Source organism: Testudinibacter crocodili (assembly GCF_006228025.1).
In the GTDB taxonomy this organism is placed as follows: Bacteria; Pseudomonadota; Gammaproteobacteria; order Enterobacterales; family Pasteurellaceae; genus Chelonobacter.
In genome coordinates this window covers 1-19,286 of record NZ_VDHF01000058.1, presented here as the reverse complement: position 1 = coordinate 19,286, position 19,286 = coordinate 1, and the positions used below count along the sequence as shown (strand labels likewise).

The 19,286-nt window shown below is 45.3% G+C and carries 22 protein-coding genes and 1 tRNA gene; 12 read left to right on the top strand and 11 right to left on the bottom strand.

What is annotated here, in order from left to right; genetic code table 11:
- The first annotated feature begins 37 nt into the window (after positions 1 to 37).
- Both secA and mutT read left to right on the top strand, forming a co-directional pair.
- The gene (secA, locus tag FHQ23_RS06545) at positions 38 to 2,734 is read left to right on the top strand and encodes a preprotein translocase subunit SecA (RefSeq protein WP_139613598.1); all 2,697 of its coding nucleotides are present in this window, start codon (positions 38 to 40) and stop codon (positions 2,732 to 2,734) included.
- Positions 2,735 to 2,796: 62 nt separating this feature from the next.
- Positions 2,797 to 3,228, top strand: a complete 432-nt coding sequence (gene mutT, locus FHQ23_RS06540; RefSeq protein WP_139613597.1) for an 8-oxo-dGTP diphosphatase MutT — start codon at positions 2,797 to 2,799, stop codon at positions 3,226 to 3,228.
- Positions 3,229 to 3,312: 84 nt separating this feature from the next.
- Here mutT and FHQ23_RS06535 read toward each other — a convergent pair whose 3' ends face one another.
- Positions 3,313 to 4,515, bottom strand: coding sequence for an aspartate aminotransferase family protein (locus tag FHQ23_RS06535; RefSeq protein ID WP_139613596.1), 1,203 nt, complete (start codon positions 4,513 to 4,515; stop codon positions 3,313 to 3,315).
- Positions 4,516 to 4,676: 161 nt separating this feature from the next.
- Here FHQ23_RS06535 and FHQ23_RS06530 point away from each other — a divergent pair, with 161 nt between their 5' ends.
- From FHQ23_RS06530 to FHQ23_RS06520, 3 genes are read left to right on the top strand one after another with little or no spacing between them, the layout of a single operon-like run.
- Positions 4,677 to 4,952 carry a type II toxin-antitoxin system TacA family antitoxin gene (locus FHQ23_RS06530; protein ID WP_267963646.1) on the top strand — a complete coding sequence of 92 codons (276 nt, stop codon included), beginning with the start codon at positions 4,677 to 4,679 and terminating at the stop codon, positions 4,950 to 4,952.
- The gene (locus FHQ23_RS06525) at positions 4,953 to 5,453 is read left to right on the top strand and encodes a GNAT family N-acetyltransferase (RefSeq protein ID WP_267963645.1); all 501 of its coding nucleotides are present in this window, start codon (positions 4,953 to 4,955) and stop codon (positions 5,451 to 5,453) included.
- 27 nt (positions 5,454 to 5,480) lie between these two features.
- Positions 5,481 to 5,717 (top strand): helix-hairpin-helix domain-containing protein, encoded by a 237-nt coding sequence (locus FHQ23_RS06520; protein WP_139613594.1) that lies wholly within the window; start codon positions 5,481 to 5,483, stop codon positions 5,715 to 5,717.
- Here FHQ23_RS06520 and tldD read toward each other — a convergent pair.
- The 9 genes from tldD to FHQ23_RS06475 form a co-directional block, all read right to left on the bottom strand.
- A complete protein-coding gene (gene tldD, locus FHQ23_RS06515; protein ID WP_139613593.1) occupies positions 5,714 to 7,159 on the bottom strand; it encodes a metalloprotease TldD in 1,446 nt (481 codons plus the stop codon). The genes FHQ23_RS06520 and tldD overlap by 4 nt on opposite strands.
- A gap of 39 nt (positions 7,160 to 7,198) precedes the next feature.
- The gene (gene rng, locus FHQ23_RS06510; RefSeq protein WP_139613592.1) at positions 7,199 to 8,677 is read right to left on the bottom strand and encodes a ribonuclease G; all 1,479 of its coding nucleotides are present in this window, start codon (positions 8,675 to 8,677) and stop codon (positions 7,199 to 7,201) included.
- Between the two features lie 151 nt (positions 8,678 to 8,828).
- A complete protein-coding gene (gene murA, locus FHQ23_RS06505; RefSeq protein WP_139613591.1) occupies positions 8,829 to 10,106 on the bottom strand; it encodes a UDP-N-acetylglucosamine 1-carboxyvinyltransferase in 1,278 nt (425 codons plus the stop codon).
- A 65-nt stretch (positions 10,107 to 10,171) separates the two neighbouring features.
- Positions 10,172 to 10,426 carry a BolA family protein gene (locus FHQ23_RS06500; RefSeq protein ID WP_139613590.1) on the bottom strand — a complete coding sequence of 85 codons (255 nt, stop codon included), beginning with the start codon at positions 10,424 to 10,426 and terminating at the stop codon, positions 10,172 to 10,174.
- A gap of 18 nt (positions 10,427 to 10,444) precedes the next feature.
- Positions 10,445 to 10,759 carry an STAS domain-containing protein gene (locus FHQ23_RS06495; protein ID WP_139613589.1) on the bottom strand — a complete coding sequence of 105 codons (315 nt, stop codon included), beginning with the start codon at positions 10,757 to 10,759 and terminating at the stop codon, positions 10,445 to 10,447.
- A 10-nt stretch (positions 10,760 to 10,769) separates the two neighbouring features.
- Complete coding sequence (gene mlaC, locus FHQ23_RS06490; protein WP_139613588.1) at positions 10,770 to 11,411, bottom strand: phospholipid-binding protein MlaC; 642 nt, start codon at positions 11,409 to 11,411, stop codon at positions 10,770 to 10,772.
- A 29-nt stretch (positions 11,412 to 11,440) separates the two neighbouring features.
- Positions 11,441 to 11,944, bottom strand: a complete 504-nt coding sequence (gene mlaD / locus FHQ23_RS06485; RefSeq protein ID WP_139613587.1) for an outer membrane lipid asymmetry maintenance protein MlaD — start codon at positions 11,942 to 11,944, stop codon at positions 11,441 to 11,443.
- Between the two features lie 52 nt (positions 11,945 to 11,996).
- The gene (mlaE, locus tag FHQ23_RS06480) at positions 11,997 to 12,782 is read right to left on the bottom strand and encodes a lipid asymmetry maintenance ABC transporter permease subunit MlaE (RefSeq protein ID WP_139613586.1); all 786 of its coding nucleotides are present in this window, start codon (positions 12,780 to 12,782) and stop codon (positions 11,997 to 11,999) included.
- Positions 12,779 to 13,573 (bottom strand): ATP-binding cassette domain-containing protein, encoded by a 795-nt coding sequence (locus FHQ23_RS06475; protein ID WP_139613585.1) that lies wholly within the window; start codon positions 13,571 to 13,573, stop codon positions 12,779 to 12,781. Before FHQ23_RS06475 ends, mlaE begins: the two co-directional genes overlap by 4 nt.
- Positions 13,574 to 13,777: 204 nt before the next feature.
- On the opposite strand from FHQ23_RS06475, the gene lptC reads away from it, so the two are divergent.
- From lptC to FHQ23_RS06445, 6 genes are all read left to right on the top strand, one after another.
- On the top strand, positions 13,778 to 14,374 hold the full coding sequence (gene lptC / locus FHQ23_RS06470) for an LPS export ABC transporter periplasmic protein LptC (RefSeq protein ID WP_139613584.1): 597 nt from the start codon (positions 13,778 to 13,780) through the stop codon (positions 14,372 to 14,374).
- Positions 14,355 to 14,864, top strand: a complete 510-nt coding sequence (gene lptA / locus FHQ23_RS06465; protein WP_139613583.1) for a lipopolysaccharide transport periplasmic protein LptA — start codon at positions 14,355 to 14,357, stop codon at positions 14,862 to 14,864. Before lptC ends, lptA begins: the two co-directional genes overlap by 20 nt.
- A 14-nt stretch (positions 14,865 to 14,878) precedes the next feature.
- Entirely contained in the window at positions 14,879 to 15,604 is a 726-nt protein-coding gene (gene lptB, locus FHQ23_RS06460; RefSeq protein WP_139613582.1) for an LPS export ABC transporter ATP-binding protein, read from the top strand.
- A gap of 32 nt (positions 15,605 to 15,636) precedes the next feature.
- Entirely contained in the window at positions 15,637 to 16,125 is a 489-nt protein-coding gene (ptsN, locus tag FHQ23_RS06455; RefSeq protein WP_139613581.1) for a PTS IIA-like nitrogen regulatory protein PtsN, read from the top strand.
- A gap of 43 nt (positions 16,126 to 16,168) precedes the next feature.
- Complete coding sequence (gene rapZ / locus FHQ23_RS06450) at positions 16,169 to 17,026, top strand: RNase adapter RapZ (protein ID WP_139608690.1); 858 nt, start codon at positions 16,169 to 16,171, stop codon at positions 17,024 to 17,026.
- Between the two features lie 9 nt (positions 17,027 to 17,035).
- A tRNA-Arg gene (locus FHQ23_RS06445) sits at positions 17,036 to 17,112 on the top strand.
- A 10-nt stretch (positions 17,113 to 17,122) separates the two neighbouring features.
- Here FHQ23_RS06445 and FHQ23_RS06440 read toward each other — a convergent pair.
- Positions 17,123 to 17,557 carry a DUF29 domain-containing protein gene (locus tag FHQ23_RS06440; RefSeq protein WP_132967673.1) on the bottom strand — a complete coding sequence of 145 codons (435 nt, stop codon included), beginning with the start codon at positions 17,555 to 17,557 and terminating at the stop codon, positions 17,123 to 17,125.
- Positions 17,558 to 17,867: 310 nt separating this feature from the next.
- Between FHQ23_RS06440 and FHQ23_RS06435 the strand changes: the two genes are divergently transcribed.
- Positions 17,868 to 19,184: an anaerobic C4-dicarboxylate transporter gene (locus FHQ23_RS06435; RefSeq protein WP_139613580.1), complete on the top strand. Its 1,317-nt coding sequence runs from the start codon at positions 17,868 to 17,870 to the stop codon at positions 19,182 to 19,184.
- Positions 19,185 to 19,286: the final 102 nt, after the last annotated feature.

Below are 19,286 nucleotides of genomic sequence, written 5' to 3'. Positions count from 1 at the left end.
CAAACCGATTAATGACTCCTTTGATGAAGATAAAAATATGTTAAGAACTATTGCAACCAAATTATTCGGCAGCCGTAACGATCGCGTGTTACGTCGCCTGAACAAACGTGTCCACCAAATCAACCAATTGGAAGCCGAATACCAAGCGCTGACCGACGAACAATTAAAAGGCAAAACCGACGAATTCAAAGCGCGCTTGGAAAAAGGCGAAAGCCTAGAAAAAATTCTGCCGGAAGCCTTTGCTACCGTGCGTGAAGCTTGCCAGCGCACCTTGGGTATGCGTCCATTTGATGTGCAATTGCTCGGTGGCATGATCTTAAATGATCGCTCGATTGCCGAAATGCGCACCGGTGAAGGTAAAACCCTAACTGCCACTCTGCCTTGCTACCTCAACGCCCTGACCGGTCGTGGCGTGCATGTGGTGACGGTCAATGACTACTTGGCGCGCCGCGATGCGGACACCAACCGTCCGTTATTCGAATTTTTAGGTATGACCGTCGGTGTCAATATTCCGGGATTATCCCATGAGCAAAAACGTGCTGCCTATGCCGCCGATGTGACCTATGCCACCAACAGCGAGCTGGGTTTTGATTACCTGCGTGATAACCTGGCGCATTCACCAGACGATCGCTTTCAACGCCCGCTGTATTATGCGTTGGTCGATGAAGTCGATTCAATTTTAATCGATGAAGCCCGTACTCCGCTGATTATTTCCGGTCAAGCGGAAGACAGCTCTGAACTTTATATTGCGATTGATAAACTGATTCCCAAATTAGTATTCCAAGAAAAAGAAGACAGTGAAGAGTATCAAGGCAGTGGAGATTACACGCTAGATCTGAAAAACAAACAGGCATTTTTAACCGAGCGCGGACAAGAGAAAATCGAAAATTTGTTAACCGAAGCCGGATTGATGAAAGAAGGAGACTCGCTCTATTCACCATCAAGGGTAACTTTGCTGCACCACGTGTATGCGGCATTGCGCGCGCATACACTATTTGAACGCAATGTCGATTATATCGTTAAAGACGGCGAAATCGTCATTGTTGACGAACATACCGGACGTACGATGCAGGGACGCCGTTGGTCTGAAGGTTTGCACCAAGCAATTGAAGCCAAAGAAAACGTTAAAATTCAGAGTGAAAATCAGACGACTGCGTCGATTACTTACCAAAACTATTTCCGTTTATACGAAAAATTAGCCGGCATGACCGGTACCGCAGACACTGAGGCCTTTGAATTTCAACAAATTTATGGCTTAGAAACTATTGTAGTACCAACCAACCAGCCGATGATCCGCGATGACCGTACCGATTTGATGTACAAAAACGAAGAAGACAAATTCAATGCGATTGTCCAAGACATCAAAGAAGCCATCTCTCGGCAGCAGCCGGTGCTGGTTGGTACAATCTCGATCGAAAAATCTGAATTGCTGTCGAACACCTTAACCAAAGCCGGGATTAAACATAACGTATTGAACGCCAAATTCCATGCGCAGGAAGCGGAAATTGTCGCCGATGCGGGCGTGCCGGGCGCAGTCACCATCGCCACCAATATGGCGGGGCGCGGCACCGACATTGTGTTGGGCGGTAACTGGCGTGCCGAAATCGCTAAGTTAGATAATCCGAGCGAAGAGCAAATCGCCAAAATCAAAGCCGATTGGAAAGAACGAAATAAAATCGTAATGGATGCCGGGGGGCTGCACATTATCGGCACCGAACGCCATGAATCACGTCGTATCGACAATCAGTTGCGTGGTCGTTCTGGGCGCCAAGGCGATCCGGGTTCTTCCCGTTTCTATTTGTCGTTAGACGATGCCTTAATGCGGATTTACCTCAACGAAGGCAAATTGAATATGATGCGTAAAGCCTTCAGCGAGCCGGGCGAAGCGATGGAATCCAAATTATTGGCAAAAGTGATCGCTAGCGCACAAGCGAAAGTGGAAGCGCACAACTTTGACGGGCGTAAAAATCTGTTGCAATTCGATGATGTTGCCAATGATCAGCGCCATGCTATTTATGCACAGCGCAATGATTTGCTCGATCACCAAGATATTTCCGAAACCATCAATGTGATTCGTGAAGACGTGTTCAACAGCGTTATCGATCAGTACATTCCACCACAATCGTTGGAAGAGCAATGGAATGTGGAGGGCTTGGAAACCCGTCTGCAAAACGACTTTGCCCTGAGTTTACCACTCAATAAATGGCTGGAGGAAGATAACCACCTGCATGAAGAGAACCTGCGCGAACGTATTCTGGAAGCTGCGATCAACGAGCATAAACGCAAGGAAGAAATGGTCGGTGCTGAGAATATGCGTTCATTTGAAAAAGGCTTGATGCTGCAAATTCTGGACGAATTGTGGAAAGAGCATTTGGCGGCAATGGATCACCTGCGCCGTGGGATTCATCTGCGTGGCTATGCGCAAAAAGATCCGAAGCAAGAATACAAAAAAGAGTCGTTCCAGATGTTTACCGAAATGCTGGACACCTTGAAACTGACCGTGATTAGCACCTTGAGTAAAGTGCAGGTGCGCACGCAAGAAGAGGTGGAAGAAGCCGAGCGCTTGCGCCGTGAAGCTGCCGAGCGTCAGGCTGCTGCGTTGCAATACCACCAAAATGGTGAACAGCAGGGCGAAACTGCGGACACGGATGAGATGCCGAAAGTCAGCCGTAATGCGCCTTGCCCTTGTGGTTCGGGCAAGAAATATAAATATTGCCACGGTAAAATTAAGTAACTCGATCAATGCCCGACCACTTTGCTAAATAGCCTTGGTCGGGCTAAGAACATAGGAAAACCATGACCGCACTTACTCAAAAAGCCGTTAGCAAAAAACCGCTGATCAAAGTTGCTGTCGGCATTATTCGTAACGAATTCCAACAAATCTTTCTGACGCGCCGCTTAGAGGGCAAAGATTTTGCCCAAAGTTGGGAGTTTCCCGGTGGCAAAGTCGAAACCAATGAGAGCCCGGAACAGGCGCTGCAACGTGAATTGGAAGAAGAGATCGGGATTATGGTAATCAAAGCCGAACTCTACGAACGTTTTCAATTCGAATATCCGAAAAAAGTGATCGAACTCAGTTTTTACCTGATCGAAGAGTGGCTAAACCAACCTTTTGGTCGTGAAGGACAAGACGGATTTTGGATTGAACAACACGCTTTAGACAGCGGGCAATTCCCACCAGCAAATAAGAAAATTATCGAACGCCTATTGAGCGAGAAACCGAATTGATTATCCTGCTATAGACAAAGAGATCATAACAAAGTGCGGTTTATTCACACCACAAAACCGCACTTTGCTTATTCCCTGCGTTCGTTATGCTAAAGAATCGACCATTTGCTCAAAACGCTGAATGCCAAGCGCAAACTCCTCGTCACTGATATTGAGCGACGGCGCAAAACGCAGCACATTAGGACCGGCAACCAACAGCATAACCCCAAACTGATTGGCTTTATTACGCAATTCTGCCGCTTTATCCTGATATTCTGCTGCCAGTTCCGCCCCGATTAACAACCCTAAGCCACGCACCGTAGTGAACAGTTTGGCTTTTTGGTTAATGTTTTCCAGCGCTTCAATCAACTGCTTTGAACGCTGTTGTACTTGCTGTAAAAAGTGCGGTTGACTGATCATGTCCACTACCTTCACCGCCACCGCACAAGCCAACGGATTACCGCCAAATGTGGTGCCATGCACACCAGGCGAGAAACTTTTTGAAATTTTATCGCTGGTCAACATCGCACTTATCGGAAAGCCATTGGCAAGCGCTTTGGCGGAGGTCAAAATATCCGGCACGACCCCATAATGCATATAGGCAAAAAATTCCCCGCTGCGCCCGATACCGGTCTGAACTTCATCAAAAATCAGCAGCGCTTGATATTGATCGCACAACTGGCGTAAGCCTTGTAAAAATGCCTTAGTCGCTGGCAATACCCCGCTTTCGCCCTGAATCGGTTCGATAATCACGGCACAAGTATGATCATCAATCACCGCTTTTACCGCATCTAAATCATTAAACGGTACATGGACGATATCCGCCGGTTTTGGTCCGAAGCCATCGGAATATTTAGGTTGCCCACCCACGCTGACCGTAAACAATGTTCTGCCGTGAAAGCTCTGTTTAAAAGAAATAATTTTACTTTTTTGATAGCCAAAATGATCGACCGCATAGCGACGTGCCAATTTCAGCGCCGCTTCATTGGCTTCCGCCCCAGAATTGGCAAACATCACACGCTCAGCAAAAGTGAGTTCAATCAATTTTGATGCCAGCTCCAGCGCCGGTTCACTGGTAAACCAGTTGCTTGAGTGCCATAGCGTTTCTCCTTGCCGCTTCAATACATCCACCACCTCATCCGGGCAGTGCCCCAATGAATTGACCGCCACACCGCTGGTAAAATCAATATAATCCTTGCCGTCCTGATCCCAAACCGTGCTGCCTTTGCCCCTGACCGGAATAAAATCCGCCGGAGTATAATTTTGAATTAAAACCTGATCAAACGTTGCTCTGGTATATTGTGTCATACTGCTTCCTTTTGCTTACTACTGTTAATTAGGGTCTAAAATAAAACGATTTGTGTCGGCAAGCAACTGTTATCTCAACAAATCGCTAGGCTTGCTTTGTACGGCAAATTGACGGATAATAATTTAGACAAAATAATGAACAGGATAATATAGCGGGGATAATGATGACTATCAATAGCGCACGGTTGGAAGCGAGAATCAGCAAGGATTTGCATATATTAATCAAACACGCAGCACAGTTAGAAGGACGAAGTCTGACTGATTTTATCATTACCGCAGTTCAGTCTGCTGCGCAAAAAACCATTACTGACACTCAAGTTTTGCAACTTTCTATCAATGATCAGGTTCGTTTCGCTGAGGCGCTGTTCTTACCGCCAGCACATAATTCAGCAATGGAAAAAGCGCTTGAACAGCATCATCATTTATTGGAAAAATAAATGATGACAACTGAGACCTATCGTATTATTCCGTTAAATTCAACCTTTGATCGAAATAGTTTTGATTGTGACTCTGAACCATTGACGCATTATTTCCGACATTTTGTCACACAAGATATTAAAAGAAAATTGACTAACTGTTTCATTTTGACCAACACCACGCATCAAATTATTGGTTATTATACCTTATCGGCGCATAGTATTTGCTTGAGCGATCTCCCACAGCAAATGAAGAAAAAATTGCCACGCTACCCAACGATTCCGAGCATAAAAATGGGTAGATTAGCCGTCAATCAGCCCTTTCGCGGGCAAGGGTTTGGCGGTGTTTTATTGATTGATGCCTTAAAACGAGCGGCAAATAGCGAAATAGGCGCCTACGCTTTATTCGTTGATGCAAAAGATGATAATGCAGTCCGTTTTTATCAACACTACGGTTTTATCTCCTTGTTGGATAAAACAGATACCCTGTTTTATCCACTGCTTAATTTCAAAACCGTTTAATTTATCATAAAACGGAAAGAGAATATTATGCCATTCACCCCAACAGAACGTGAACAGTTATTAGCCTTAAAAGGAGTGGGCTCTACCGTTATCCAACGCTTGGAGCCGCTTGGGATCGATTCGTTTGAACAGCTTGCCAAAGAGCGGTCTGAAGAGATTTGCCGCCAAGTCGGCGAAGCCCTTGGCAGCCGTTGTTGGAGAAACAGTCCTCAGGCAAAAGCAGCGATTGACGCTGCAATTGCCTTAGCAAAGTACAAAAGCTAATTTGTACCGCCGACCGTGATTTGTTCAATTTTTAACGCCGGTTGCCCAACACCGACCGGAACGCTTTGTCCCTCTTTGCCACAAACGCCGATGCCCGGATCAAGCTCTGATTCGTCAGCGACCATCGACACATTTTGCATCACTTCAATTCCACTGCCGATTAGGGTTGCGCCAACCACCGGTTTGGTGATTTTGCCTTTTTCAATTAAATAGGCTTCCGCAGCAGAAAAAACGAACTTGCCGGAGGTGATATCCACTTGCCCACCACCAAAGTGCGGTGCGTAGATGCCTTGCTCTACTGAGGTTATCAGATCTTCAAATTTACTTTGCCCTGCCAGCATATAAGTGTTGGTCATGCGTGGCATCGGCAGATGGGCGTAAGACTCACGCCGCCCGTTACCGGTTGGTGCCACGCCCATCAAACGAGCGTTCATTTTATCCTGCATATAGTTACGCAAAATACCATTTTCGATTAATACGTTACGCTGAGTCGGCACCCCTTCATCATCAATGGTCAAAGAACCGCGACGATCCGCCAGTGTGCCATCATCCACAATTGTACACAGCGGCGAAGTCACTAATTCACCGATTTTACCACTGAACAGCGAGGATTTTTTGCGATTGAAATCACCTTCCAAACCATGCCCGACGGCTTCATGCAGCAACACGCCCGGCCAGCCTGCCCCCAGCACCACCGGCATCATTCCGGCTGGCGCTTGTACCGCACTTAGCTTCACTAGCGCCTGACGAACAGCTTCTTTGGTAAACCATACCGCTCGACTAACGCCTTGATAGTCCTGTAAAAACCATTCTAATGAAAAACGACCGCCACCGCCGGCGCTGCCACTTTCGCGTTTGCCCTGCTGCTCGACCAATACCGACACTGAGAGACGCACCAACGGACGGATATCTGCCGCTAACGTACCGTCTGTCGCCGCCACTAAAACTTCTTCATAAAGCGCATTTAAACTGGCGGAAACTTGAATAACACGCGAATCTTCGGCACGTGCGGTTTGATTGACCAAATGCAACAGCTCGATCTTTTTTTCACGGCTTAAGCTGTGCAGTGGGTCAAGTGCGGCATAGCGCATCGGTGCGCTGACCGAATGCAGGGTGATCGGCTTGATCAGCGAACTGCTAGCCTGTGCAATGCCTTTTGTCGCATCGATACATTGCAGCACTTGTGGCGCACTGATTTGATCGGCATAAGCAAAACCGGTTTTCTCACCGCTGACCGCTCTGACACCAACGCCACGATCAATATGAAAACCACCCTCTTTGATAATGCCGTCTTCCAATGACCAGCTTTCCTCAATAGAAGACTGAAAATAAAGATCGGCATAATCAATTTGCCGGCTGGAAAAATGATCCAATAAATTCGCCAACTGAGTAATAGAAAGTTGACTTGGTTCTAATAGGGACGCTGAAACTTTACTTAACATAATTTCTCTTTATTTTTATTAGGGTCGGTTGATGTTTGTCTACATGATAACAACATCAAATTGTTCTTGATTGTAAAACACTTCGGTTTTCACCTGCACCTGTTTACCGATAAACACTTCCAGCTCAGCCAAAATCCCGTGCGCCTCTTCGTTGATCAAGTAATCCGCCACCGCTCTTGAAGCATACACCAAAAATTGCTCACTATCGTATTGATGGTGAATTCGCACAATTTCTCGCACAATTTCATAACTGACAGTTTCCACTGTTTTCAGACTGCCACGCCCTTTGCAAGCCGGGCATTCGGTGCACAGCACATGCTCCAAACTTTCGCGGGTGCGTTTGCGGGTCATTTCCACCAAGCCCAGTTGGGTGAAGCCGTTGACGCTGGTTTTGACCCGATCACGCGATAGCGCTTCGTTCAACGACTGCAACACCCGTTCGCGGTGCTCTTCGCTTTGCATATCAATAAAATCAATAATGATAATGCCGCCCAGATTGCGCAGTTGTAGCTGTTGTGCAATGGTTTGGGTCGCTTCGACATTGGTATTAAAAATCGTCTCTTCCAAATTACGATGACCAACAAAACCGCCGGTATTGATATCAATCGTGGTCATCGCTTCGGTTTGTTCGATAATCAAATAGCCACCGGACTTCAAATTTACCCGTTTTTCCAGCGCGCGCTGAATCGCATTTTCCACCCCGTACAAATCAAACAATGGCGGATTGCCGGTATAAAGCGATAGGCGTCCAGTGAGTTCCGGCATAAACTCTTGGCTAAACGTTTCCACTTCTTGAAAAGTCAATTTCGAGTCAATTCGAATCAAATCGATTTGCGTGCCGACAAAATCACGCAACACTCGCTGCGCCAGCGCCAGCTCGCCATAAAGCATTGAACGAGTCGGATATTTCCCTTTGCGTTCCATCACTTTACGCCATAGGCGTTTCAAAAATTGCGCGTCCTGTTTCAACTCTTCCTCAGAGCAACCCTCGGAAGCGGTTCGCACAATAAAGCCGCCCAATTCATCACAATAGTCGGTGACCAGCTCTTTTAAACGCAACCGCTCTTCTTCACTTTCAATCCGCTGCGACACCCCAACATGGCTGTTTTCCGGCATAAAGACCAAATAACGTGACGGTAAGGTAATATCCGTGGTTAAGCGTGCGCCTTTGGTGCCGAGCGGATCTTTCACCACCTGCACGATAATATCCTGCCCTTCACGCACCAATTCACCAATATCTTTGACTACAAACTGCTTCTTTTCGGATTCATCCACACATTCGGTGTGTGAAACAATATCGGAGGCGTGCAAAAATGCCGCCTTTTCCAAGCCAATATCGACAAAAGCCGATTGCATGCCGGGCAGCACCCGCATCACTCGCCCTTTATAAATATTGCCGACCAATCCTCGTTTAGCTTCACGCTCGATATGCACTTCTTTCAGTACACCGGTGTCGAGCAACGCAATTCGGGTTTCATTTGGCGTTACATTCACCAATAACTCTACACTTGATGTCATACAATTAATACTTCTTCTTAAAATAAGTGGCTTATATTCTAGCTTAAAACCGCACTTGGCAAAAATGAGATTTCGATTATTTTGGCAAACACAAAAAACCCGGACTTAAGCCGGGTTGTATAATCTGTTTCAGATCGCACGGAAATTGCCATCAGGCTTCGGTTTCGCTGTCAGAAAAACGCTCGATTCTGGCACCCAGTCCGCGCAACTTCTCTTCAATGTGTTCATAGCCACGATCAATATGATAAATACGATCAACGATGGTTTCACCGTTGGCAATACAGCCCGCCAACACTAAGCTGGCAGAAGCACGTAAATCGGTTGCCATCACTTCAGTGCCGTTTAAATTACGCACGCCGTAACAAATAGCGGTATTACCTTCAATATCAGCTTTTGCGCCCATACGTATCAGCTCAGGAATATGCATAAAACGGTTTTCAAAAATGGTTTCGGTGATAATTCCGGTGCCTTCAGCCACCATATTTAACAGGGTAAATTGTGCCTGCATATCCGTCGGAAAGCCCGGATGTGGTGCGGTACGCACGTTGACCGAGCGTGGACGATAGCCCAACATATCCAAGGTGATAGTATCTTCAGTGATATCAATTTGAGCCCCAGCTTCGCGTAGTTTCTCAATTACCGCATCTAAAGTAGAAGCACGAGTGCCACGGCAAACAATACGTCCACCGGAAATCGCCGCTGCCACTAAGAACGTGCCGGTCTCAATCCGATCTGGAATGACATGGTGCTCGCCGCCGCCCAAATGCTCAACGCCTTCTACGGTAATCATATCAGTCCCTGCACCGGTGATTTTCGCACCTAGCTTATTCAAGAAATAAGCGGTGTCAGAAATTTCTGGTTCGCGCGCGGCATTTTCAATAATCGTTGTGCCTTTTGCCAACGTCGCTGCCATCATCACAGACAAGGTTGCGCCGACGCTAATTTTATCCATCACGATGTTGGCACCCTTCAAGCGCCCATCAACAAAGGCTTTAACATAGCCGTCTTCCAATTTGATCTGTGCCCCTAACTTCTCCAAACCGGAAATGTGCAGATCAACCGGACGAGCGCCGATGGAACAACCACCCGGCAATGAAACCTGCCCTTGACAAAAACGTGCCACGAGCGGCGCCAACGCCCAAATGGAAGCACGCATAGTTTTTACCAACTCATAAGGGGTTACAAAATTATCAATATTGGAAGCATCCAGATAAACCGTATTTTTGTCTTTACGCTCAACCGTCACCCCTAATTGGCTCAAAATTTTCAAGGTGGTGGTCACATCTTTCAAATCGGGGACGTTGGTCAGTGTAACCGGTTCTTCCGCTAAAATCGCAGCGAATAGAATCGGCAAGGCAGCATTTTTAGCGCCTGAAATATCAACACTGCCTTTTAAACAGGTTTTCCCATAGATTCGAAACTTTTCCATTTTTTTTCCTTTATAATTGGATTCACAATTTGGCTTGATATTTGGCTTAGCAATAGGCTGGTCGATTAAAGACCATTTAATAAACGGGCTTTGCGCCATTTTTCAACGGTAAAGGTTTTAATCGATAATGCATGAATTTCATTGGTCGCAATATACTGCATTAGCGGCGCATAAATCAATTGCTGCTGTTTGACTTTGTTCATTGAATCAAATTCATCACTGACAGCGGTCACACTAAAATGTGCATTCTCGCCATTGACATAAACCTCGGCCAAATTCAATTGCTCACGCAAAATATCTTCGATTGTTGCTGCATCCATGATGTTGTTATTCCTTGATTACGGCTGTATAAACGCTTTTAACCACTGATCTAAATCGTATAGCTCGGCAAAATCCAGTACCAAGTGCGGTACGTCAACCAATTTTACCTCGCCAAGCTTAGAATAGTGGTGAAGAATTTCACATATTAACACAAAACCGGCAGAATCCACCGTCCCAAGTTGATTTAACTTAATCTCAAGACAAGATTTTTGATTCTGAAACAACGAAGCTCGCTGCTGCCACAACGACAACAACGTGCTTCTCGTCAAATCTCCCACCAATTGCAAACAGTGCGTGTTTTCGCTACTGCTGATCTGCCACTTGAACGTCAATCAACCCACCTTATTTTTCAAGTTTAATCGGAATAGCCGCACTTTTTTGGATTTGAGCGGTTAGTTCATCAATCCCTTTTTGGCGCAGAATATTGCTCCACTCATTTTTCTTGGTTTCAACCATGCTGACCCCTTCCGCCGCCATATCATAGGCTTGCCATGCGCCTGTGCGAGTATTTTTACGCCATTTAAAATCCAATTTAATCGGCGCTGCGCCATTGGTTTGGATAATATTCACGCGAATGCTGACAATATTTTGATCGCCAATCGGTTTTTCTCTTTCAATCTCAATATTTTGATTGTTATACATGGTCAACACTTGAGCATAGGATTGCTCAATAAAGTTAGAAAACGCAGTAAAAAACTGTTCCCGCTGCGCTGGTGTGGTGCTTTTGAAATATTGCCCCAACACTAACGACCCAGCATAATTCACATGCACATACGGCATTAATTCTTGTTTAACAATTGTGCGCATATAGTCTGGATTTTGCTTAATTTTGCTTTGATTAGCACTGATTGAGGCAAACAGTTTATCCGATGCCTGCTGCATCAATTGATACGGGTTATCAGCAGCTACCGCTTGCATTGCGCCAAATAGGGACATCACGGCAACCATCACAACCGCGCATTTTTTAAACACTTTCTTCAACATGACTTTCTCCTGTTCAATTAATCCGAAAACTATTCCGTTTTATCGGTTTTCTCTGTTTTTTCACCGTCTTTCTTATCACCATACAAGAATTGACCGATTAAATCTTCTAACACCATTGCTGAGGTCGTATCATGAATCGTATCTCCCTCTTTCAGCATGGCAATTTCACCATCATCAAAACCGATATTCAGCGCGATATATTGCTCTCCTAGAAGTCCTGAGGTTTTTATCGACAACGAGCTGGTTTCTGGAATATGGTTATATTCCTGATCAATACTCAAACTGACTTGAGGCAAATAGCTGGTCGGATCCAAGCTGATAGCATTGACCCGCCCGATCACCACACCGCCGGTTTTGACTGGCGCCCGCACTTTAAGACCGCCGATATTATTAAAAGTTGCGTGCAGATTATAACTTTTACTTTGATGAAAGCCCTGCACATTCGCCACTTTCAAGCCTAAAAAAACCAGTGCAGCGATAGCCAACAGCAGGAACAACCCGACCCAGAACTCATATTTAATGGTTTGACGCATTCTTTTTTCCTTTATTACTTTTATATCTTACGGTGACTGACTTATCGCGCGGTTAATTGCCGCCGAACATCATTGCAGTTAAAACGAAATCCAGTGCCAGAACAGCTAATGAGGCGTGCACTACGGTTTTGGTGGTAGCACGGCTGATCCCTTCTGAAGTCGGGTGAGCATCATAGCCGTTAAACAACGCAATCCACACTACTGCAATCGCAAAAACCGCACTTTTGATCAAGCCGTTTAAAATATCGGTTTGCCAACTGACCGAATTTTGCATCACCGACCAAAAACTACCGCCATCAACCCCTTTCCAGTCAACCCCGACCAGTGAGCCGCCCCAGATGCCGATGGCTATAAAAATAATCGTTAGTAGCGGCATCGAGATAATCCCCGCCCAAAAACGTGGTGAAATCACGCGTCGTAGCGGATCGACCGCCATCATCTCTAAGCTGGAAAGCTGTTCGGTCGCCTTCATCAAGCCAATTTCTGCAGTCAGTGCCGACCCTGCCCGTCCGGCAAATAAAAGTGCGGTCACCACCGGTCCCAATTCACGCAACAATGAAAGTGCCACTAATTGCCCCAAACTGCTTTCTGCCGCAAATCCCACCAACACCACATAGCCTTGCAAGCCTAGCACCATACCGATAAAAAGCCCGGACAGTAAAATAATCAACAGTGACTGCACACCAAGCACATACAGTTGCTTAACCAGCAGTGGAAAATATTTTTTCGGCTGCGGCACGCCGACCAACGCCCCATAGAGCATAAAACCAGCGCGTCCAAGCGTTCTGAAAAAACCAATGGTACCGGCGCCTAATCTGGAAATAGCGGAAATGATCATACAAATAACTCATCAATATAGTGTTGTGCCGGATAATGAAACTGCACCGGGCCGTCTTCATTGCCGGACAGAAATTGAATCACGCGCGGATCCGCACTTTGCTGCAATTGCGCTGCGGTTCCTTCGGCAATCACAGTTTGATCCGCCACAATATAAGCATAATCGGCTATGCTCAGCACCTCTTTCACATCATGCGACACCACAATTGAGGTGAGATGTAGGGTTTTATTCAAGCGTTTGATCAAACTCACGATGACGCCCATGCTGATCGGATCTTGCCCGGTGAAAGGTTCATCATACATCACCAAATCCGGATCGAGTGCTACCGCTCTTGCCAACGCCACACGCCGCGCCATACCACCGGAAAGTTCAGACGGCATCAAATCAGCCGCACCACGCAGCCCAACGGCCTCCAACTTCATCAACGTTAATTGACGGATCATCTCTTCCGGCAGATTGCTGTGTTCGCGCAGCGGAAAAGCCACGTTATCAAAGGTAGAAATATCCGTAAACAGTGCACCGGATTGAAACAGCATTCCCATTCTTTTACGAATTTGATACAACTTTGCATTCGACAGGCGAGTAATATCACTACCATCAAATAAAATCTCGCCAGAATCAGGGAACAACTGCCCCCCGATCAGTTTTAACAACGTCGTCTTACCGATTCCCGAAGGCCCCATAATTGCGGTAATTTTACCGGTTTCGACTTTTAAATTCAGCCCTTGATAGATTGTGCGCGAACCTCGTTTGAACGCTAGATCCCTCACTTCAACCAAATATTTATTCATTTTATGCCTTGCTTTTATCATGGATACCTAACGGCAATTAAGCGAAATCTTGTATGAAATTAGTAACAATGTCAAATATTCCCCCGATTTTTGGTTAGGATTAGGGTCTGTTGACCTTTATCTTCAGACGCTTTTCAATCTGAGAAGAATTTATGTTAGAATCGAAAATTATTAACCTTTTTAAACCATACGCTAGGAAAACCGATGACTTCTCGTTGGAATATCGTTTTAGTGGTAATCGCACTGGCACTGCTTGCTTGGTATTATTCGTTAAACCAACAAGATAACACCGATTTGGCTGCCCGTATTCAAAACAGCGACAGCCCTGATTATATCGCTAATCAGATGGAAACCACGCTTTATTCACTGGACGGGCGCAAACAATATGTAGCGACTGCGGATGAAGTGGAATATTTCCAAACTCAAGGGGATACGCTGTTCAAAGCACCGATCGTCTATTTGTTTGAGACCTCTAGAAATAGCGATAAGCTGGTGCGCAGTTGGCGTTTGAGTGCGGATCAAGCCAAGATCAGCAAAGATAAAATACTCTATTTGAACGATAATGTCTCGATTCAAAGTTTGTTGCCAGAAAGCAAAATTCATAGTTTGCAAACCTCAAGTGCGGTTGTCAATTTAACGACACAAGATATAACATCTGATACAATGGTCAGCGTGGTTGGTCAAAGTTTTACTACCACCGGCAAAAGCCTGAGCGGAAATCTTCGTCAGCAGATCGCAACGTTAAAAGAACAGGTGCAAACTCACTATGAGATTCAACAAAATGAAAACAAAAATAATTAAATCCCTAACATTAGTCAGCGTGCTGTTACTCTCTTTTTCAGCTTTCGCCTTGAAAAACGACAGTCAACAACCTATTAATATTACCTCTGATAACCAATCATTAGATTTGGAAAATAATATCGTGACCTTTACCGATAATGTGGTAATTACTCAAGGCTCTATTTTGATCAACGCCCGTCAAGTCACCATCACCCGTCCAGATAATAACGGGGGTGGTAAAGAGAAAATCGAGGCAAACGGCAGTCCCGTCACTTTCCAACAGCAATTGGATAACGGCAAAATGATCAACGGGCGAGCCAACAAGGTCAATTATGATCTTGGCAGCCAATATCTAGTGTTGACCGGCAATGCCCAGTTAAAACAATTAGACAGCCAAATTGATGCCGAAGTGATCACCTATGATGTACAACAGCAAAAAATGATCGCCAAAAACAGCGGCAAAGGCCGAGTGAAAACGATTTTATATCCGTCACAATTACAACAAAAATAATAGGTTAACTTTTTATGTCTATTCTTTCGGCACAAAATTTGGCGAAATCCTATAAGGGACGCCAAGTTGTCCATGATGTCAGCTTGACCGTCAATTCCGGCGAAATCGTCGGCTTACTCGGCCCGAATGGCGCCGGCAAAACCACCACCTTTTATATGGTCGTCGGCTTAGTCAAAAACGACCATGGTTCGATTAAGATCGATGATTTGGATATTACGCTATTGCCGATGCACAACCGCGCCCAGCAAGGCATTGGTTATCTGCCGCAAGAAGCCTCGATTTTTCGTCGTTTAAGTGTTTATGACAATTTAATGGCAGTGCTGGAAATTCGCAAAGATTTAACCCAAAAACAGCGCAAACAACGAGCGGAAGAGTTGATCGACGAATTTCATATCGATCATATTCGCAATAACTCAGGACAGTCATTGTCCGGTGGCGAACGTCGTCGAGTCGAGATTGCCCGTGCGCTGGCAGTTAATCCAAAATTTATTCTGTTAGACGAACCTTTTGCCGGTGTTGACCCGATTTCGGTGATTGACATCAAAAAAATTATTTTACATCTGAAAGATCGGGGCTTAGGCGTGTTGATCACCGATCATAACGTACGCGAGACACTGGATGTTTGCGAACGGGCTTATATCGTCAGTGCTGGCAATATGATTGCCACTGGCAGCCCACAGGATATTTTGCAAAATGAAGATGTAAAACGTGTTTACTTGGGCGATCAATTCAAACTATAGCCTCGCTAACCTCAACCAAGAGAGATTGTAAGATGAAATTTACCCATTTGCTCAACCCTGACAATATTCGTCAAGGTGTGATGGCATCGAGTAAAAAACGTATCCTTGAAATCCTCAGCGAAATCGTTGGTGCTGAAACCGGAGAAGATACCCAAATCTGCTTCGAGCATTTATGCGAACGAGAAAAAGTCGGTTGCACCGCACTTGGTGGTGGAATTGCGCTGCCACGCGCTAAATTGTCGCAAGGAGAAAAACCAATAGCAGTTTTTCTACAACTCACCACACCTATTGACTACAAAGCACCGGATAATCGCGAGGTCGATCTGCTGCTAGCACTGTTTATTCCCATCGGTTTATGTCAACAGTTTGCCCCATGTTTACCAGAAATTGCCAAAAAGTTGACAAATAAAACACTGACAAAACAGCTACGTGCCGCCAAAAGTAAAGAAGAGATCTGGGATATTTTTTGCAAGTTGGATCAACATAGTGAAGATGAGTCTGTTGCGGTCAGCGCCAGCTGATCACAAAATTACTGATCACCCAGATTGAAGGAGACAAGGCAATATGGAACTTATTATTATCAGCGGACGCTCCGGCTCCGGCAAATCAGTTGCCCTGCGTGCACTGGAAGACATCGGTTATTATTGTATTGATAACCTTCCGTTGGCACTATTTAGTCAATCGATTGATATTCTGAAAAATAATCAAGAATCCGTTGCTATCAGTCTGGATATCCGTAATATTCCTGAGTCACCAGTGCTGTTAGAGCAAGTGTTGCAGCAGCTACCGTCTGATATCAAGGTCAAAACTATCTTCTTAGATTGTGAACCCAGCGCTCTGATTCGGCGTTACAGCGACAGCCGTCGCCTACACCCGCTTTCGGTAAAAAATATCACCCTCGAAGCAGCAATAGAGGTCGAGCGCGAAATGTTGGAACCGCTGTTTCAACACGCCGATTTAATTCTGGATACCACGCAGATTTCTACCCATGAACTAGCGGAAAAACTCCGCCAATTTCTACGTGGCAAATCCAATAAAGAGCTGAACATCGTATTTGAATCGTTTGGTTTCAAATATGGCATTCCACTAGATGCCGACTATGTGTTCGATGTGCGTTTTTTGCCAAACCCACACTGGGAGCCGCAACTGCGCCCGATGACTGGACTGGAAGAGCCGGTGATCGACTTTTTAAACCGACAAAACGATGTACACAATTTTATTTATACGACCCGCAACTACATCGAAACGTGGCTACCGCTGTTGGAAAAAAACAACCGCAGCTACCTGACGATTGCTATCGGTTGTACTGGCGGCAAACACCGCTCAGTCTATATCGCCCAACAGCTAGGCGAGTATTTTTTAGGACGCGGCAAAAAAGTTCAGATTCAACATTCCTCACTCAGCAAACATAAATCTCAGTAATTTCTCCGCGAATGTGTAGCTCAGCCGGATAGAGCAATCTCCTCCTAAGAGATAGGTCGGCGGTTCGAATCCGCCCACGTTCGCCATGTTTTTTAGTTATGGAAAAAAGTCCGAACTTAGAATCTCTTCTAATGTCCAGATTGGCTTACTTGGAAAATCTGAATCTGACATTGACGTTTCACGTGCGGCATCAAATATAGCAGACTCCCACGCCCACTCTAAGAACTCTTCTTTATTCATTGGATTTTTTAATGATGGAGAGTTTTTTATCAAACGTTCAATCGCTTTTCGCTGTTCTTTGATGGTCAATTCCCAACTTTTTCCGCGATGGCTCGGCTGATAGCCCCATTTGAGCAAATGGGCAATCAATATTCGAAATCGATTATTCAGCTGCGACAGTTCACTTCTCCCCATGCTTTCCATCTCCTCAATAAGATTTTCGATATCTAATTGATTGAGTGCCCCAGCTCTCAGTAATTCAGTCTGCTCTGTCACCCAGCCATAGAAATCTTCATTGTATACTTTACTCATATCTACCTCTCCTCTAGTAGTTATGCCAATATAATGCCCTTATTGTAGGACTTTGGTCAAGTAGCTAGCCAACACCAATCTATCACTTACTAATCGCATTTTAGTTTTCAACAAAAATTAACTGGCAATTTGATTTAAAGCGGGTTTTTAGCGGAATTACACTCTCTTTTTTATAACACTCCTGATAAAATACGCGCCATCTAGTCTGGTGGTTTATCATTGCATAAACCGTCAGAATTTGATGACAGAACAATTCCTTTTCAACAGGGAATAATTATTTCTTATTTATAATTAAAGTAATGGAGCAGTTATGTTTCTATTTCAATTTGCTATAGTTTTACTATGTATTTTGATTGGTGCCCGACTTGGCGGCATCGGCTTGGGAGTTATGGGGGGTTTAGGACTTGCCATTTTAGCATTTGGATTCAATTTACAGCCAACCAGTCCGCCAATCGACGTGATGTTGATGATTATGGCGGTGGTGTCTGCCGCTGCCGCCATGCAGGCTGCCGGCGGTTTGAACTATATGATTCAAATTGCAACTCGTATCTTGCGTAAAAATCCAAAATACATCACTTTTATTGCCCCGGCAGTGACTTACACCTTTACTGTATTAGCAGGAACAGGACATGTTGCCTATTCGGTGCTGCCCGTGATTGCAGAAGTCAGCCGTTACAACGGTGTACGCCCTTCGCGCCCACTTTCAATGGCGGTTATCGCCTCACAATTTGCGATTGTTGCTAGCCCGATTGCGGCGGCGGTAGTCGCTTGTGTCGCCTATCTTGAGCCACAGGGGATAACACTGACTAATGTCTTAAGTGTCACCGTTCCATCGACTATTTTAGGGATTGGGCTGGCATGTCTGTTTGTCAACAAAATGGGCAAAGAGCTGAAAGATGATCCGCACTATCAACGCTTACTACAAGATCCTGAATATGCTGAAAAAAATGCAACCAGCTTAGATGTTGAGCATATGCCAATCAGCAAAAATGCGGTTCGCTCAGTTGGCTTGTTCCTGTTTGGTGCCTTGTTAGTGGTGGTTATGGGCGCATTCCCGGATTTGCGACCGCACTTTGACGGCAAAGCAATGGGTATGGCGCACACCATCGAGATTATCATGCTGACGATTGCAGCTTTGATTATTTTGATCTGTAAACCGGACAGCAACCAAATCACGCAAGGCTCGGTGTTCCATGCCGGTATGCGGGCAATCGTTGCGATTTTCGGGATTGCTTGGTTAGGCGACACCTTGATGGGCGCTCACATGACCGAAGTAAAAGAGATGGTTTCCGGTTTGGTGGAATTTGCCCCGTGGACCTTTGCGTTTGCCCTGTTTGCGTTGTCGGTGTTGGTTAACAGCCAAGGTGCGACAACCGCAGTATTAGTACCGCTAGGAATCTCATTAGGCTTGCCAGCACCCGTGATTATCGCCACATTCGTTGCCGTGAACGGTTATTTCTTTATCCCTAACTATGGTCCGATTATTGCCTCAATCGACTTCGATACCACAGGTACTACTCGAATTGGTAAATACATTTTTAACCATAGCTTTATGATTCCGGGCTTACTCAGCCTGATTTTCAGCTTAATCTTCGGTTTTATTTTCGCCGGTATTTTCTTGGGTTAATCTGAACAGTTGAGATAAAAATAAAGAGATAGACCGCACTTTGCGCTATCTCTTTTATTTTTTCATTATTCAAGTATCTTTTGTGCGGCATAGTAGACAAAA